12 protein-coding genes and 1 riboswitch are annotated in these 17,770 nt (G+C 47.9%); of the genes, 8 read left to right on the top strand and 4 right to left on the bottom strand.

Going from position 1 to position 17,770, the window contains the following annotated elements; translation table 11 throughout:
* Nucleotides 1-182 precede the first annotated feature (182 nt).
* The 5 genes from mfd to SD53_RS03090 all read left to right on the top strand — a co-directional run bounded on the left by mfd (nucleotide 183) and on the right by SD53_RS03090 (nucleotide 7,820).
* A complete protein-coding gene (gene mfd, locus SD53_RS03110) occupies nucleotides 183-3,686 on the top strand; it encodes a transcription-repair coupling factor (RefSeq protein ID WP_046518761.1) in 3,504 nt (1,167 codons plus the stop codon).
* Nucleotides 3,683-4,744 carry a CsiV family protein gene (locus tag SD53_RS03105; protein ID WP_046518760.1) on the top strand — a complete coding sequence of 354 codons (1,062 nt, stop codon included), beginning with the start codon at nucleotides 3,683-3,685 and terminating at the stop codon, nucleotides 4,742-4,744. The genes mfd and SD53_RS03105 overlap by 4 nt, the downstream gene beginning before the upstream one ends.
* A 27-nt stretch (nucleotides 4,745-4,771) precedes the next feature.
* Entirely contained in the window at nucleotides 4,772-5,023 is a 252-nt protein-coding gene (locus tag SD53_RS03100) for a lipoprotein (RefSeq protein ID WP_046518759.1), read from the top strand.
* 63 nt (nucleotides 5,024-5,086) lie between these two features.
* Nucleotides 5,087-6,829 carry a DNA repair helicase RadD gene (gene radD / locus SD53_RS03095; protein ID WP_046518758.1) on the top strand — a complete coding sequence of 581 codons (1,743 nt, stop codon included), beginning with the start codon at nucleotides 5,087-5,089 and terminating at the stop codon, nucleotides 6,827-6,829.
* 148 nt (nucleotides 6,830-6,977) lie between these two features.
* Nucleotides 6,978-7,820, top strand: coding sequence for an HDOD domain-containing protein (locus tag SD53_RS03090; RefSeq protein ID WP_046518757.1), 843 nt, complete (start codon nucleotides 6,978-6,980; stop codon nucleotides 7,818-7,820).
* 48 nt (nucleotides 7,821-7,868) lie between these two features.
* Here the strand turns inward: SD53_RS03090 and lysC are convergent, their stop codons facing one another.
* The 3 genes from lysC to nhaD (SD53_RS18920) all read right to left on the bottom strand — a co-directional run bounded on the left by lysC (nucleotide 7,869) and on the right by nhaD (SD53_RS18920) (nucleotide 11,063).
* A complete protein-coding gene (gene lysC, locus SD53_RS03085) occupies nucleotides 7,869-9,215 on the bottom strand; it encodes a lysine-sensitive aspartokinase 3 (RefSeq protein ID WP_046518756.1) in 1,347 nt (448 codons plus the stop codon).
* 110 nt (nucleotides 9,216-9,325) lie between these two features.
* A riboswitch (Lysine riboswitch) is annotated at nucleotides 9,326-9,499 on the bottom strand.
* 315 nt (nucleotides 9,500-9,814) lie between these two features.
* On the bottom strand, nucleotides 9,815-10,249 hold the full coding sequence (nhaD, locus tag SD53_RS18925) for a sodium:proton antiporter NhaD (RefSeq protein ID WP_206539889.1): 435 nt from the start codon (nucleotides 10,247-10,249) through the stop codon (nucleotides 9,815-9,817).
* Nucleotides 10,218-11,063, bottom strand: a complete 846-nt coding sequence (gene nhaD, locus SD53_RS18920) for a sodium:proton antiporter NhaD (RefSeq protein WP_206539888.1) — start codon at nucleotides 11,061-11,063, stop codon at nucleotides 10,218-10,220. Before nhaD (SD53_RS18920) ends, nhaD (SD53_RS18925) begins: the two co-directional genes overlap by 32 nt.
* 137 nt (nucleotides 11,064-11,200) lie before the next feature.
* On the opposite strand from nhaD (SD53_RS18920), the gene SD53_RS03075 reads away from it, so the two are divergent.
* The 3 genes from SD53_RS03075 to SD53_RS03065 are packed head-to-tail and all read left to right on the top strand — an operon-like array spanning nucleotide 11,201 to nucleotide 15,842.
* A complete protein-coding gene (locus SD53_RS03075; RefSeq protein WP_046518755.1) occupies nucleotides 11,201-12,445 on the top strand; it encodes an MksB family condensin complex protein in 1,245 nt (414 codons plus the stop codon).
* Nucleotides 12,446-12,994, top strand: coding sequence for a condensin complex protein MksE (locus tag SD53_RS03070; RefSeq protein ID WP_046518754.1), 549 nt, complete (start codon nucleotides 12,446-12,448; stop codon nucleotides 12,992-12,994). It begins immediately after the preceding gene.
* The gene (locus SD53_RS03065; protein ID WP_046518753.1) at nucleotides 12,987-15,842 is read left to right on the top strand and encodes an Mks condensin complex protein MksF; all 2,856 of its coding nucleotides are present in this window, start codon (nucleotides 12,987-12,989) and stop codon (nucleotides 15,840-15,842) included. The genes SD53_RS03070 and SD53_RS03065 overlap by 8 nt, the downstream gene beginning before the upstream one ends.
* 172 nt (nucleotides 15,843-16,014) lie before the next feature.
* Here SD53_RS03065 and SD53_RS03060 read toward each other — a convergent pair whose 3' ends face one another.
* Nucleotides 16,015-17,718, bottom strand: coding sequence for a dipeptidyl-peptidase 3 family protein (locus SD53_RS03060; RefSeq protein ID WP_046518752.1), 1,704 nt, complete (start codon nucleotides 17,716-17,718; stop codon nucleotides 16,015-16,017).
* Nucleotides 17,719-17,770 lie beyond the last annotated feature (52 nt).

The following is a 17,770-nucleotide window of genomic DNA, read 5'->3' as shown; positions in this document are numbered from 1 at the left end:
TGCTCGCCTTGCTTACGAAAAGCAGGAGCACACAGGTAAGCGTTGCTCTGGGGAGCTCGCACTCTTGTCGCCTCTTTGCCACTGCAATTACCTTGGGTACAGATTGGATTGTGTTGAAACTAAATCAAACAACAGACCGTACTAGGCTGCGGTCTTTTTATAACGAGTAAAGAATTTCTCTGATGATCCGCATTGAAGCATTACCTACACCCACCTCCAGCACAGATTTAAAACAGTGGGGCCGCTTGTCAGGCGCCGCTTTGCCATGGGCGATTTATCAGCTATATCAACGCCAGCAAGGCCTTTATTTGGTGATAGTCCCAGACACCACCACAGCGCTGCGTTTAGAGCAGGAGCTGACGGTGTTTTTCCATCAGAACGCCACTCAAGTCTGGATTTTTCCCGACTGGGAAACCCTGCCCTATGATGTGTTTTCACCGCATCAGGATATTATTTCCCAGCGTATCAAGACCCTGTACAGCTTGCCACGTCTGCAGCGTGGTCTGGTGATAGTGCCGCTCAATACTGCGCTGCTACGTTTAACAGAGCCCAGCTATTTGCAGCACTATAGTCTGATGCTAAAAAAAGGCCAGCAACTGGATTTAACGGCGCTGCGGCAGCAATTGGTCGCAGTGGGATACCGGGCAGTGGATCAGGTGATGGAGCATGGCGAGTTTTCAGTGCGTGGTTCTTTGCTCGATCTCTACCCTATGGGCAGCACGCTGCCCTACCGGATTGACTTCTTAGATGATGAAATTGACGGCATTCGGCTGTTTGATCCGGACAATCAGCGCACTGTGCAGCAAGTGAGCGAAGTCGAATTATTGCCAGCCCACGAATTCCCGCAGGATAAAGCCGCAATAGAACGTTTCCGTATCCGGTATCGTGAACGTTTCCCGGCACGAAATGAAAAAGAATCGCTCTATATGCAGGTCAGCCAAGGCCTGATGCCGGCTGGTATTGAATACTACCTGCCACTGTTTGCTGAGCAGACAGTGCCGCTGTTTTCGATGTTGCCCAAAGAGACGGTGCTGCTCTGTGTCGGTGATTTGGAAGCCGCAGCTGAACGGTTCTGGCATGACTTGCAACGTCGTTATCAGGACAGAGCCATTGATTTACTCAAGCCGATTTTAAAACCGCAGGAATTGTATTTAGCGGTAGATGAGTTTTTTGCTCAGTTAAAACAATGGCCCCGCTTGCGTTTAAGCCGGGCAGAATTGCCGGAACGTGCCGGACAAGCCAATGCCGCGGTCGCGGATTTACCTGAGCTGACGGTCAACCATCAGCTAAAAAACCCGCTGGAGAAGCTGCAGCAATTTATTCTTCAGATCAAAAAGCAGCAAGGCCGGGTGCTTTTTTTTGTTGAATCCGAAGGTCGGCGTGAAAGCTTATTGCAACTGATGCAACGTAACCAAATTCGCTTGCAGCAATTTGAATCGGTGGAAGATTTTTTAACCGATCAGGTGGATTTAGGCATAGTCATTGGCTCGCTGGAGCAAGGCTGTTTGCTACAACAGAGCCAGAGCAAAGCCAAAGCAGGTGAAGAACCGCTGGCTCTGATCAGTGAAAACGAGTTATTTGGTCAAAAAGTTACCCAAAGACGTAAACGTAAACACAGCCAGCAAATCTCTGGCGACACCATCATCCGCAATCTGGCGGAACTGTCAGTGGGCCAGCCTGTGGTGCATTTACAACATGGCATAGGCCGCTATCAGGGTTTGCAGGTGCTGGATGCTGCAGGCATCAGTGCGGAGTTTGTCACCATTGAATACGCAGGTGGCAGTAAGTTGTATGTGCCTGTGTCGTCCTTGCATTTAATCAGCCGGTATACGGGGTCGGATCAGGACCATGCCCCGCTACATAAGCTTGGCAACGACAGTTGGGAAAAAGCGCGGCGTAAAGCGGCGGAAAAAGTACGGGATGTGGCGGCAGAACTCTTAGATGTCTATGCCCAGCGTGCGGCCCAAACCGGTTATGGCTTTAAACTGGATGCAGAGCAATATGCCATTTTTGCCGATGGTTTCCCATATCAGGAGACTGTGGATCAGCTTGACGCCATAGCGGCGGTGCTGGCCGATATGCAGGCTGAACGTGCGATGGACCGTCTGGTCTGTGGTGATGTAGGTTTTGGTAAAACGGAAGTGGCGATGCGCGCCGCTTTTGTCGCTGTCAATGATAACAAGCAAGTTGCAGTGTTAGTGCCGACAACGCTGTTGGCGCAGCAGCATTTTGACAACTTCCGCAACCGTTTTGCCAACTGGCCGGTAAGAGTCGAAGTGCTATCGCGTTTTATCAGCACCAAAGAACAAAAAGCCATTTTGGAAGAAACCGAACAAGGCAAAGTCGATATTTTAATAGGCACCCACAAACTGCTGCAGGACGACATCAAGTTTAAAGACCTGGGCCTGCTGATTGTGGATGAAGAACACCGTTTTGGCGTGCGGCAAAAAGATAAAATCAAAGCTCTGCGTGCCAATATCGATATCCTGACCTTAACGGCCACCCCTATCCCTCGAACGCTGAATATGTCGCTGTCCGGCATGCGCGATTTATCCATTATCGCCACACCGCCCGCCAAACGTTTAGCCGTCAAAACCTTCGTGCGTGAGTATGAGGAAGGCTTAATACGTGAAGCTGTGCTCAGGGAAATCTCCCGTGGTGGTCAGGTGTATTTCCTGCACAACGATGTAGCGAGCATTGAAAAAACCGCGGCTGATTTAGCCCAGCTACTGCCGGAAGCATTAATTGGTATAGCCCATGGCCAGATGCGGGAGCGCGAGTTGGAACAAATCATGGCTGATTTTTACCATCAGCGTTTTAACCTGCTGCTCTGTTCGACCATTATCGAAACCGGCATCGACGTGCCCACCGCCAACACCATTATTATCAACAGAGCCGATAACTTTGGTTTGGCGCAATTACACCAGCTCAGAGGCCGGGTTGGCCGGTCGCACCATCAGGCTTACGCTTATTTACTGACGCCACCGCCCAAACGTTTAACCAAAGATGCAGAAAAACGTCTCGAAGCTATTTCGGCTTTGGAAGATTTAGGTGCAGGTTTTGCGCTGGCCAGTCAGGATATGGAAATTCGTGGTGCAGGCGAGCTTTTAGGTGATGAGCAAAGTGGCCAGATTGAATCTGTTGGCTTTAGTTTGTATATGGACATGCTGGAACAAGCCGTTGAGGCGTTAAAAGCTGGCAAAGAGCCAAGCTTAGATGCGCTGTTAACCCAACAAACCGAACTGGATATGAAACTGCCAGCGCTGCTGCCGGATGCCTATATTCCGGATGTCAGCTTACGCTTGTCCTTTTACAAACGCTTAGCCTCCTGTCGCGACGAGCAGGAACTGGATGATGTGCAGGTCGAATTGATCGACCGTTTTGGTTTATTACCAGACGCGGCGAAAAACTTAGTCAAAATCACAGAGTTAAAAATGCAGGCACAACAGCTTGGTATTAAACGACTGGAAGCCAATAGCAAAGGTGGTGTGCTAGAATTCGCTGAACGAACTTCGGTCAACCCATCTTATATTATCCAGCTTATTCAGACTCAGTCAAAAGTCTTCAAGCTCGAAGGTGGTAATAAGCTGAAATTTATCAAAGATTTACCTGACACCAACAGCAGATTCGCCTTTGTCAGCTTTATGCTGGAAGACTTTGCTAAACATCAGACAGGAGCATCATGAAACCTCTGCGTTTTACATCGCTGGGACTGGCTCTGGTGGCGTTATTTGCCACCAGCACAGCTTTTGCCAATAGCTGGTATGAAATCGAACTGATCGCTTTTAGCCGCAGTGCGGATAAAAGTTTAAAAGAGCAATTTGATTCCCCAACAGCCGAATTAAACAGCGCGAATGCGATCGATTTAATGCGCCCCTTAGTGCAACCTGCAATCGCTGATTTGATTCAAGCTATACCTGCCTGTGCTGCAACCCCACAGCAAGATACCGCGAGCGCTGCCCCTTTATCCGCTGCAGTTCAGCAACAAATTCAGCAACTGTTAAGCCAACATCAACACACTATGCAGCCAACAACCGGCGCTGAGTCGTTGGATGTGCAATTAGACAGTGACGCTGCAGCAGCCTCGTTGTATCAGCTAAACTTTCAGAATTGTCAGATGGAACAATGGGATGCTGATGGTCAGTTAATCAGCCGACCTTTAACAGCACAAGAGCTGGCTTTGCAGTTACCTGCGCCAGCGCAAATTCCAGCGACCTTCACAGGCGATGGCAAGGAGAGCAATCAGGCCTACCTGGTAGGGCCTGACGGATTGCAACTTAAAAACCTGGCTTACCAGCTACAACGTCAGGCTGGTAAACAGCTACTGTTGCACACAGCGTGGCGACAACCTTTAGTCTCAGGCCGGAATAGTCGCAGTCGTTGGTATGCAGGAAGTTATCAGGATAATGAAAGCACAGAGGCTGTGCAGACTGTTGATTTAATGCAACAAGTGCAGCAGCAGTTGGCTGCAGTGCAGCAAGGTCAAAGCAGCTTGCAAGTCTGGTACAGTCCGTGGCAATTTGATTCTTTAGTTCAGCTACGTTTGGGCCGCTTTATCCAGTTTGACGCTACTTTTTATCTGCGCCAAACCGATGATGCCACTCAGCCGGCACAAATTGCAGTGAAGCAGAGCGCGCGCTTAACTTTGGGCCAGATCCATTATCTGGATCACCCTCGTTTAGGGGTGATTATCCAGGTGAAACGTTTTACCCCGCCCGCAACAACAGGGGCGGCCACACTTTAACTCAGTTGATAACACAAGGAATCTGTTATGAAAAAAATCATGGTTTTGTTGGCAGCACTCAGCCTGTTAGGTGCCTGTAGCAAACTGACGCAAGACAACTACAACCAGGTCAAAGCAGGCATGACCTATGAAGAAGTGACGGGGATCTTAGGCACTGCCACTCACTGTGATGAGGCTATAGGTACCAAGAGCTGCCGCTGGGGTGATGATGAAAAAAATATCAAAATTACCTTTTTAGCTGACCGCGCGACCGTGTTCTCCAACCACGGTATTCAGTAATCACTTTTTTGCCGCAAGTAAGGGGGCTGTTTTAGCCCCCTTCTTGTTGTATGCACCATTCTGATGCTGCAATTACGAAACTATCAACAGCAAGCGGTTCAATCTGTCGTTGTGCATTTTCGCCATAAGCCGGATGCGGCTTTGCTGGTATTGCCGACAGGCGCAGGCAAGAGCCTGGTGATCGCAGAACTGGCCCGACTGGCCCGTGGCCGGGTGCTGGTATTGGCTCATGTTAAAGAGCTGGTGGAGCAAAATCATGCCAAGTACCAAAGTTATGGCTTAGAAGCCGCGATATTTTCTGCTAGCCTCGGCCGCAAAGAGACCGCTGCCAAAGTAGTGTTTGCTTCCGTCCAGTCAGTAGCGCGCAACCTGAGTGAATTTACTGAACAGTACAGCTTATTGGTGATAGACGAATGCCACCGGGTCGGTGATGACGAAGACAGCAGTTACTTAAAAGTGATCCGTGCTTTACAGGGGCAGAATCCGGATTTAAAAGTGTTGGGACTAACCGCAACACCCTATCGCCTCGGTTCTGGCTGGATTTATCAGTACCACAGCAGAGGTTTGATCCGCACTACTGAACCCCGCTTTTTTAAGTACTGTATTTTTGATTTGCCGATCCGGTTTTTACTGGCTGAGGGTTATCTGACTCCGGCAGTGCTGATGGATGCACCAGTATTAAGTTACGACTTCGCGGGCTTAAAACCCACTGCCAGTGGTTATTTTAAAGAAGCGGATCTGGACTTACGCATCAACCAGCAACAACGGGCTACGCCACAAATTATTCAACAAGTGATACAACATGCGGCTCAGCGCACAGGCGTGATGATTTTTGCTGCGACTACAGCCCATGCCCGTGAGATCTTAGGCTATTTACCGGCCAGTCAAACCGCATTGATTTTAGGCGATACACCGCAAAAAGAGCGGGATGCACTGATCCACAGCTTTAAACAAAAACAGTTGAAGTATTTGGTGAATGTCGCGGTATTAACCACGGGTTTTGACGCGCCGCATATCGACTTGATCGCTATTTTACGTCCTACTGAATCAGTCACCTTGTATCAGCAGATTGTTGGTCGTGGCCTGCGTTTAAGTCCAGGCAAAACCGATTGTCTGGTACTGGACTATGCGGGAAACAGATTTAATCTGGAACAACCCGATATCGGCGAGCTGAGGCCAGAGCCGGGCACAGAGCTGGTGACAGTGCCCTGCCCTGTGTGTGGATTTTTTAACAACTTCTGGGGCAAAACAGACGACAGAGGTCTGGTGCTGGAGCATTATGGTCGCCGTTGTCAGGGCTATAAAGAAGATCAGAGGGCCACACCTATAGCCTGCGGTTATCGTTTTAAAGCCAAGTTTTGCCCGGACTGTGGTGGTGAAAATGATATCGCCGCCCGTCACTGCGGTGACTGTGGTCTGGTGTTAGTCGACCCGGATAAAAAACTCAAAGAGGCGTTGAGTTTAAAAGATGCCTTAGTGCTTTATGTCACGCGAATGCAGCTACAAAGCCATCAAAGTAAAGAAGGTAAAACCTTACTCAAAGTCAGTTATTTTTCCGCAGAAGGTGCAGAAATCGCCGAGTATTGGAGCTTGCAGACCAAAGCACAAAAACAAAAGTTTTTGACCTTATTTGTGCCACCTCATCTGGTCGACAGGCACAGAGCCTTTACCGAAGCGACAGTGCATAAAGTGGTCCAACAGGCACACCGATTTCAACCGCCAGAGGCCATCATAGCCCGCAAGGAAGGACGTTTTTGGCAAATCCGTGATAAGCTGTTTCAAATTCAGGGCAAAGACACCGAATAATTCCCACTATCTGGACAAAATGAAAAATTCTTTTACGTTACTACTGGGCAAAGCCAATAAAATTCGCTAATAATCAGGATGTTCGTCTATCGCAGAATAAGAAGTTACCACACAAAGATAATTCTCCTATGTCACAGGGTTGTAGTTTATGTCAAACGAAAATGCGTTATTAAGTTTGCTGGTTGAAAAAATACAGAATGATACCTTAGTCCTGCCAAGCCTTCCTGAAATTGCCTTACGAGTGCGCAAAATGGCAGAAGATCCGAATGTGAATTTAAATCAGATGGCAGACATCATTTCTCATGATCCGGCCATGTCAGCCCGGATGATGAAAATCGCGAACAGTGCATTCTTAGGTCGCACTGTGCATGTGAATTCCTTGCATCAGGCGGTGACCCGGATTGGGTTACGCTACATCAAAAACATAGTCACAGCGATGGCGGTGGAACAGTTATTCGTCTCTCACTCAAGCTTAATTAAAGAGTTGATGGGCAAAGTCTGGCATGACACCCTGGAAGTGGCTGCAGTCGCTTTAGCGGCGATGCAACTGTACAACAGCAACCTGAAAGTCAGCCCTGTTAACTTTGATACCATGACCCTGGCTGGTCTTATCCACAATATAGGCGCTTTACCTATTCTGACCGAAGCAGAAAAACATCTGGACCAGTTTGGTGATAAAGATTTTATTACGCACTGTATTACCGATCTTGCTGGCGGCATTGGTGGCAGTATCCTGCGCAAATGGGAATTTCCTGAAGAGTTAGTCGAAGTCGCAGAACAATGGAATACCAGCCTGGCGCATGGCGACAAAGTGAACTACCTGGACTTTATCCGTATTGCGACCATCCAAAAAGGTCTGGCGAAGGACAAAACCGAAGTTCGGGTTGCACTAAAACCTTATGCCGATCGCGGTTTGATCAATGGGATAGATTTTTATCGCTCACCTGAATTTGTTGCTATTTATCAGGACATGAAACAACTGTTTGTCTGATGCAATAACAGCATGAAGCTGGGCGGGTTTTAACCCGCCCTTTTTGTTTTAATTAAATAATTTCTGATGCAGCTCCTTCACCACCGCTGCCGCTGACGCGTCCTGGACTAAAAAGCACAGGTTGTGTCGCGAAGCGCCGTGGCAAATCAGACGCATGTTAATTTGCTCTAAGGCGCTAAACAGCTCCCCTGTCACACCTTTGGCGCTGTGCAGATGATTGCCAATCACAGCCACTAAACTTAAGCCCTGCTCTACCGACACTTCGCAAAAGGCTTGAAGCTCCTGCAGCGCTGGTTCTATGGCAGAACTAAAAGCGCTGCCTGTCGACTCGTCCAGCGTTAATGCTACGGAAATTTCGGATGTCGTGACTAAATCTACAGAGATCTGATGACGACTTAAAATATCAAAGACCCGGGCTAAAAAGCCTGCAGCGTGTAACATCTCAGGACTTTTCACCGTGATCAGCGTCTGAGATTTGCGCAGGGCAATGGCCCGGTAGGCCGGTCTGTGTTCAACCGCTTTTGCTATCCAGGTACCACCAGCTTGTGGTTCACGACTGGAACCGACAAAGACTTTGATATTACGACGCATCGCCGGAATTAAAGTGGCAGGATGCAAGACTTTGGCACCAAAAGTCGCCATTTCGGCTGCTTCATCAAAGCTGATTTCATTGATACAACGCGCATCAGAGGTTAAACGTGGGTCAGTGGTAAAAATCCCGACTACATCAGTCCAGATCTGTACGGTTTGTGCATTTAAGGCTTCACCTAATAAGGCGGCGCTGTAATCCGAACCACCACGGCCCAAGGTGGTGGTTTGCCCTGCCTCATCAGCGCCAATAAAGCCCTGAGTGACTACGATCTGGTCATGCAATAAAGGCTGTAAATGGGTCTGTGCCAAATCTGCAATGGCTGTAATTTGCGGTTCGCCTTTACCAAAACGGCTGTCTGTGCGCAGAACACGGCGCACATCAAAACACAACGCCGCGGCACCTCGTTCGACTAAAACCTGAGTAAACAACACCGAACTTAACCGCTCACCAAAAGACTGGATCAGATCTTTGTGCGCGCCAGAATACACAGCACCACCTGTTTCAATCAGGTTACGTAAATCCGCCAATAAGGTATTGATTTGCGCCGCTACAGCTTCAGGGTGCTGCAAGGCATTCAGTACCGCCAGTGTAATACGTTCTATCCCTTCAAAGGAGGCGTAACGGGCCTGAACTTCAGTTTGTTTGGTGATATCGACCAATAAATTGGTCACGCCTGAGCTGGCACTGACCGCAACCAAACGGATATTCGGATCTGCTAACACTATATCAGCACAACGGGACATAGCCGGGAAATCGGCCACTGAAGTTCCGCCAAATTTGGCGACGATAAGTTGATTAGACATTCGAGTCTCTCCTTATTCAAAAAGTCATAAGGCAGAGCATGGCATTTGCAGGCAGTAAATAAAGCTGTGATGCAGGCATAATGCTGCATACAACTGATCACAGACACACAAAGGCCAGAAGCTCTCCACCACAAAAAACAGGTGACAGTCGTAAGGATTCAGCCTTAACAACCGAACCAGTGGCCGCTACAGCCTCTGATCCTCGGCGTTAATCCCCCTCAAACATCCTGCGGCTTGTAGCAGCCTGAGATGTTCTACCTGGTTAACGCTCCTCTTCTGGTCTATACCCGTCGTTCTTGAAGCTGCAGCTTTGTTGACTGCGTGCCCTCGCCCCAGTCACATAGGACTACTATGCTCCTGAGGACTCGCGCACTGGTCGTCGCGCTGCAACTTCAATGACTTAGGGTATACTCCCCGTCGTTGTTGAAGCTGCAGTAAACGGGCGGGGGTAAACCCCGCCCCTACGCTCCAATTACGTTGGGTATCTCATAATCACGTATGATTGACGGCGCTGAGCTTAAGTGACTTTTTTTTAAAAGGCAATAGCCGTTCAGCCGTCTTTTCAAAAAAGCTGTAATTTAATTACAGCTTTTTTGAGGTTAGCTCAGTGCGAACTGGCCAACAAAATAAACACCGATATACCCCAGGCTATAACAGCCCAACAGGTATCCTGCCATTCTAAAGTACGTACCAAAAGTCAGTTCTTTTACTTTACTCATGGCGATAATACCGGCTGCAGAACCTATGATCAGAATAGAACCGCCTACACCAGTGGCATAGGTTAAGGTCAGCCATTCGGCTGTGGTCATGGTTAAATCGGCTTTGAGCAAAGCGGCAGTTAAAGGCACGTTATCAATCAGTGCAGACATTAACCCCATCAGGTAATTGGCTTGTACCGGCTCTAAATACTGATACAAATGGGTAATATTGGTCAGCACGCCAATTTCTTTCATAATACCAACCAGAAGTAAAACACCTAAGAAAAACAACAAGGTATCAAACTCAACTTCCCGGATATAACTTAAAATGTTCACACCGGTTTTCTTGCGCAGCAGGTATTGAGCTGAGAGGAACATCACACCTAAACCAAACAAAAAGAGATCGGACTGGCGGGATCTGGAACAGAATATTAAACAGCAAGGTGGAGCCTATAGTGGATGCAAAAATAACTGCAATCACAACGTCTGCTTTTTCAATAGGTTTAGCTGATTTTTCCAGCACTATACGGCCTTTCATTTTGCGCGATAACAAAATCGCCAGCACGGCCACAGCAAAAAGCGCAGGTAAAATCAGTAGTAGCAAATTAGCGATAGTGACTTTGCCAGCTAAAAAGAACATCAAGGTGGTGACATCACCTGTGATTAACGACACGCCACCACTATTGACAGCAAAAATAATCAAAGTGGCATACTGAATACGTTTTTTCACTTCCAGCTTAATACTGCTGATCACCGCAATAGCCACTAGGGTGGCAGTGACGTTGTCGGCAAAAGACGAGAAAATAAACGCAAATACTGCGATGATAAACATCAGCCGGCGTTCTGACAGTTCAGAGGGTAATAAACGCTGTACTATCTGAGAAATAAAACCTTTGCTGTTCAGATAAGCAACAAAAGTCATGGTTGACATCAAAAACAACCACAAAGTGGCTATTTCTAATAAGTTATGATTCAACTGCTCGCTGATTTCGCTGCTTGTAGCCCCGTGCATTGGAAAAATAAAAGCAAGGATCCAGCAAAGAGTACCGAAAAAAAGTGTCGTTTTTGCCTTGTTTACGTGGATAATATCCTCTATAACGATCATCACAAAGGCTATTGCCACCAGAGCCAAAATTACTGCGCTTACCATGATGTAGTACCAGCTTTATTGTTGTGGAAAAGGAAGGAATTTGCGGGGCGGTATTCTACCAGCACCTGCCAAATGCCACTACCCTGTCAAAGTCACATTTGTGAAATATTTATGATAAGCATGAAAAGAAAGGACAAATGATAGCGCCACGTAAAATTATCCGCTGCTTAGACGAGCACTGGACTGTGATTGAGCAGTTGGTTGAACGAAGTAGCAGCGGTAACTTCAGTTTTCAGGATGTACAACATCTGATCCTGCGTCATAACAGCGGCATGAGCAGTGAGCAGGTATTTCGCGAAGCCCAGCGTTTTCTACAACTGGAAATCCTCATCCCCTTAGCCAAATCCAGTCAACTGGAGCTGAATCGTTCTGTGCTGGAGTTTGCACAGCAACTGATGCAGGAGCAGCAGTTGGGTTTGGCCACAGATATCGAAAGCCGTATTCTGGAGCTAAAACGTTTATCCGAACGTATGCAACAGGCCGCCCAAAACCGTGACAGCAGTGAACTACGTCGTTTCTCACGCGTGATGGACGAGCGTATTCGTGAAGTGCTGAAGCACTTTGGTCAAAACGAAAGTGCCATTTTATCGCTTGTTGAACGCGCTAAAGCCGACGAAGGCAAATTGAGTCTGGCACGGCGTTACGCGGCTGTGATGGATGCGTTTGACGATTATATCGATCCGGTGTTGGCGCTGGTGGATATTAACGGTCCTTTCCAACTTACCGTCTCTGCTGTGGAGACTATGCTCAGCGACCTACTGCAACTTATCGAAGTGACAGGCACGCTGAACACTGAAAAAGAAACTCTTATTCAGCTACGCACCCGCTTGATTGAAATGAATCAGGTGGGCCGTGAAAGTTTAAGCCGCTGTGCCGACTTATTGATGCCACTGCGGGACGAGCTGCGCCGCAATACCTTGTTATCCCGTAACGCCAGTTTCTTATTAGGTCAAATGCGGAAAAAGGGCATCGATCTGACGCTGGAACCTCTGGTTCCCGCTATCAGCTCGGACAGTCAGCGGTTCTCCTTAGGGTCGGCCAATCAGATTACCAGTTATATGGCGGAGCTGTGTCATTACGAACATGATGCTTATCAGTTGCCGGAGGAAATTCTGAGCAACCACAGTATGCTGATGCAGGTGCCAGAACTGAAAGATGTGGTGCACAAAGCTAAAACGCTGAAAAAACTGCCGGATTTAAGCCGCTGGCTGGCCGACAGTTACCCTGAATTACCAGTCGATGAGCTGCTGTTTTTGTATCAGGAATTATCACGCTCGGATGAGCTGAGCTTAGAGCACAGCAAGCACCACACCGAATTGACACTCAATGGCTATAAGCTGACCTTACACCCTTTTCAAAGCAGCGACGCCGGGACTTTATAAATGCAATTAAATTTAGATGAACTGACCCAACTGGCTGAAATCAGCAAAAAGCTGTCGAACGGTTACCATATCAGCGAACAGGATTTTGCTTTATGGCAGGAACTGGACCAGCAGGAAGACTCCTACACAGCTTTATTTGGTGCCTTGGGCAATACGCTTAAACGCGACAGCCGCGGTTTCTTTTATTTTGAAGTGGATGACGCCACCGCCAGCATGGGTAAAATTTCCCGGCTGTTTGCCCTAACGCTATTTGCTTTGGTGGAGTTTTATGCCGACAAAGGCCAGGACCCGCTACGCGCTTTGTTTGAACATGAAATCACCACAGAAATCTGGGGCCAGTTGCTGCAGCAGCAATACCATTTGTTTGAACAACTGGAAATTTTCTCGGTCACCGACATGAAACGTGAAATTGCCAACCGCTTATTACGTTATGGCCTGGCACGGCCAAGCGGCGATAACATCAAATTATTATCGCCAGTGTATCGCTATTTAGACGCCTTAATGGACGTGGATCACAGTGCAGTCACAGAGGAGCAAGCCGATGTCTGAGCAGCATCATTCATCAAAATCAGAGCTGTATGGCTTAACCAAACTGGCGCTACTGAACACCGCAGGCTATGCCAAATGTGTGATCCCGCTGGATGATTCTTCCTCTATTTGCGCCCCAAATAATACGGGTAAAAGTTCGGTGATCAACGCCCTGCAGTTCCCGCTGATTAACGACTTGCGTTTAACCGAGTGGGATGGCCACGATTTGGACGAAACCCGTAAATTCTATTTCGGCACTGACCAAAGTTACATCTTACTGGAAGCCAATTTACCAGACGGCCCTGTGGTGATTGGCGTGGCGGGCCGCGGCAAAATTGCAGGTTATGCCTTCCAGTATTTTTGCTACAAAGGCAAACTGGATTTAAACCATTATGTCGATGGCAAAAGCTATGTGCGTTATAACAAACTGGATCATCATTTACGCGGCTTGGGTTTTGACCCTATAGAGTTAAAACAGTCTGAACTCAATGCCATGTTAACAGGTGGTGCCACGCCTTTTGACAGCCGTATTAACCTGCGGATGATCCCGCTTGCGAACGTCTCTGATGCACCAGTCTACAAAGATATTTTCCGCCGGATCTTAAACCTGCACCGCTTAACAGCACAGGATGTAAAACGGCTGCTATTGCCGGTATTTGCCCGGCATTTAGGCGACCCTAAGGTCGATTTTTATCAGGTTTGGCACAATGCTTTTGAAAAGGTCAATAAAGACAGACGTGAATTAAAAGCGTTGGAAAACCAACAGGAAGCCGTCACAGCTTTAGAGAGCCTGCTGGATAACCGCTCTGTGCTCAAAGGCCGTTTAGCCACGTATGCGCCTAAGCTGGATGTGGCTTTAACTGAATTCCACAGCTACTTTGACGATCAGCAGGAGCTTCTGAACGAACAACTGACCGGTCTTTTGGCAGAGAAAAATCAGCTCGAAGAACGTCAGCGTTTGTATGTCGGCCAAATTAAAGAATTGTCCGGCCGTCAGCAGCAGTTACAACAGTGGTTTGGCGAATTTGATGCACTGCAGCAAAAATTCAGCTTAAGTAATGAAGCCACCTTGCAAACCAACTTAAGCAATATCCGTAGCGCTTACGAGCAGTTAAGCCACAGCTTGCAAGGCGCCAGTCAGGTCAATGCCACCACCCTGGCGCATCAAAAAAGCCAGACCGCCAAGCAATTACAAAGCTTAAAGCTGCAACTGAAAAACCTCGAATTTAACCTGTATTCGCGTCTGCGCGAAGATTTAAGCCTGCCGGAAGTGCAGCAGATTACCCGTATTCTGAACCCGGATTTATTGTCACTTTCTACCACTGGTGGCGGTGATGTTGAAATTCTGGACGATGCGCTGTTTTCAGAGCAACTGGAAAAAATTGCCGATTGCTTTAAACAAGGCAAATTGCATTTACCAGGCGTGGTCATTGACCTGCATCACCTGCAGCCGGTCGAGCAAAATAGCCTCGAGAACAAAATTCAGCTCAAAGAGCAAATTGATGCACTGCAACAAACTTTGCAGACGCTGGAGCAGCAACTGGCGGTGGCTGGTGATTTGGCCGGTAAAACCCGCGAAAAAGACCGCTTGTATCAGGAGCTGTTGCAAGCGGAAGAAGACATTAAAAAGTTTGGCCGCTACCAGCAAATGCTGGACATCAGTGACGAGCAACAGGCGCTGCAATCCGAGCTTGAAATTGAAGAAGACAAGCTGCAGGAACAGTTGGCCGAAGTGCAGCACAAGGCCTCTACCCTGTCTGATCGCCGTAACTTAGTAGCGAATAAACAAGAGCAATTAAAACGTCAGGCCGAACGTATTGAGCAGGAGAAAAAAGAGCGGATTGACTTCCAGCTTGATTTCTACTCCGGTAAAGTCACACCTTATCCTATTGAAGTAACGCTGGATTTTGACAACTTAGCCGACGTGTTACGCGATTTTAATAAGCAGTGTAATGAGCTGAAACTCATCGACGTCAATATCAAAAATACCTACCTCTATATTTTTAACGCCGGTATTACCAAGTTTGAAGTCGAAACGGACGAAGAGCTGAAGTTCCAAAAACTGATAAGCGCTTTCCATCACCTGGATAAAGAACGTGAAGCGATAGAACGTCGTGCCCGTGTCGCGTTGACGGAAGTAGCGTCCACCCTCAAAGGCCTGCGCGATGACTTAAACCGCTTGCACCGGGAACTGAATAGCTTTAACCGCGGCATTTGGCGTCATCAGATTTCGAACCTGCAGGATTTTAAAATTGAGATTGTCGACCGTGCTTTATTGGTCGGTCATATCGATACCATTCTGACCACCTCAGAGGCGTATCAGCAAGGCGATACACTGGATTTATTAGCTCCGAGCGCCAGCAGCAATGAGCGTGAAGTGCAGGCGGCGAAAGACTATTTAATTCAGGCCGCCAGCGAAAAAGGGGGTTTAACCTTATCCGACTTGTTTGATATCCGCTTTAAAGTGGTGAACCGGGCTGGTGAAGTGGAGTTTTTCGACAAAATTGATTCCGCAGGCTCCAACGGTACCCGTATCACCATTAAGTTATTGTGCGGTATGTTGTTTATCCGTCAGTTATTGGCCGAACGGGAACGCGGTAAATACCGTATCCCGATTTATATCGACGAAGCAGCCGATATAGACCCGCATAACCAGCAAGCGCTGATTGAAACTGCACTGAACTTTGGTTTTGTGCCAATTTTTGCGTCTGTGAAACCTCAAACCTCGTGCCGTTACATAGTGCCTATCCGCACCGTTGCGGGTGGCGCACAAAACTGGGTCGATGAAAAAGACTGGATTTTATGTGAAAAAATTCCGGTGGCTGGTGACATTGCGGAACAAGTTTCGACAGAAGCAGAACCTGCTTAATCGAGCAGACAAAGGGTCAGAGCCAAAGCTCTGACCCTTTGTCTATACCCAAGTTACTTGATGGTGCGGTGAGGCGACAAGCCAGTGAGACCCCGGGAGCATAGTTAACCTATGTGACCGGGGCGAGATGGCGCAGTCAACAAAGCTGCAACTTCAAGGACGACGGGGATAGTTATAGACCCAATACAGCTTTACCCTGATTAAAGATAATATCCACCGGAATATTGGCACTACTTAAACGCGCCAAATCTTCAGCGAGTTGCGGTTTAATCACACCTTTATCCGCCATCAATGACGCCACACCTTCGTAGTTACCATCGCCTTGTAAGGTCAGGATCAGTTGCGATAACGAGGTCATCGCCTGTTTCATTTTGACGTAATCCACCTGATAAGTACCGTCGTCGTTACGGACAAAAGCGCCTTGCTCGGCGAAATAGTTAAAACACACCATATTGGCTTTGCCGTGGGCACTGGAGGCACCAAAACGTACTGAGCGGAAAATACCGGCCATAAAAGTGGTGTAAAAATCTTCCATTTTGGCATCAGGCAATAAACCCTGCTCCGACAACTGGGAAATCATATACAAACCTAAAATGTCGGCTTTGCCCTCTTCCAGCCCACCGGCCAGCTCTTTTAAGCTTTGACGCACTGTACCTTTACCATTGATGGTATTTTTAATGCCCAGGCCATGTGCCACTTCATGGAACATCACGTTATTAAAAAAGGCATCAAAAGTGACATGCTGGCGCTGTGAAGGCGCAATCAGCACATCAGCGATAGGCGACATAATATGTTCAAACTTGGCCTGCATCGCATTTTTTAACTGCAACCGGCGGGTGCCTTTTTCCAGTTGTACCTGCTCGTCGTTTGGCAGGTTAATGGCGATGGTTTTGCCGCCAGAATTAGAATGACCGGCGTAATAAATCACGTCATAGGCATTTAAATCGGCATCAGTGCCCGGGCTTTCGGTTTTATATTGCTCTGGTACCGGCAAACCTTTTTGCAGCGCTGGCAAAGTAGCGGCGTATTTAGCTAAACGCTCACTCCAGGCTAAATCTTTCACCAGAACATAAGCTTCAAAAGCAGCGCGGTAACCAAATAGCTGATCTTCATAGGTTTCGATAGGACCAATCACCAGATCGATAGGGTTGGTTTTCATCGCCATCCAGGCGAAGTCAGACGGCTGATAGTTGTCGTTTAAAAAGGCCTCAGCGCGCATCGTCAGGTAGTTGGCAAAGTCTTTATCTTCCGATAACGCCGCGGCTTCTTTTAATAAAGCGGCGGCGGCTGTCAGTTCAGTTTTGTAGACTTGTGAATAAGGCACAGCCACTAAGGTGCCGTCTTTGTCGCGCTGCACTATCGAATACAGGCCGTTTTTATCGGCAAAGTCGGTTTTTTCAAACTCTTCTTTGGTCATGTCAGATGGATAAAACTGCGCGCCCAGCGGCTTGGCGGCATAGCCGGTCAAAAACACCTCATCGCCTTGTAATCTGTCCCAGGGGCCGTAGTTCACATCAGCAAAAGCTTTGGTTTTGGCATCGGTAATTTTGGCCAAAAAGCTTTGCTTATCTTCTGAAAACGCCTGTTTCCAGAATAACTGATCCATGATTTCGGAGGCTTCAATTAACTTAACCAGCATTTGCTTATGCTGCGCTGAGACGCCAGACAAGTCTGCGGTTAAGTCCACAGTACGGTAAATATCCAGGCGTTTTTCAAAACCGGCCACCAAAGCTGGCGCTGCCGAGGCCACCTGCTCAGTCGCAGCGCTTTGCTGTGCTGTTGTTTGCTCTGTCGTTTGCTCTGATGCAGGCTTACAGGCAGTTAAAGCCAAAGCGCCGCCAAGGCTTAATGCCAGCATGATTTTGTTGTAGTTCATCCGCAGTCCTCTCTGAGTGGTTTCATTTTAGGTTTTTATAGTTGTTCTGCTG

The sequence above is a fragment of the Rheinheimera mesophila genome (assembly GCF_000986865.1).
In the GTDB taxonomy this organism is placed as follows: domain Bacteria; phylum Pseudomonadota; class Gammaproteobacteria; order Enterobacterales; family Alteromonadaceae; genus Pararheinheimera; species Pararheinheimera mesophila.
Note: the sequence above shows the minus strand (reverse complement) of the source record. Positions and strands in the feature narration are given on the sequence as shown.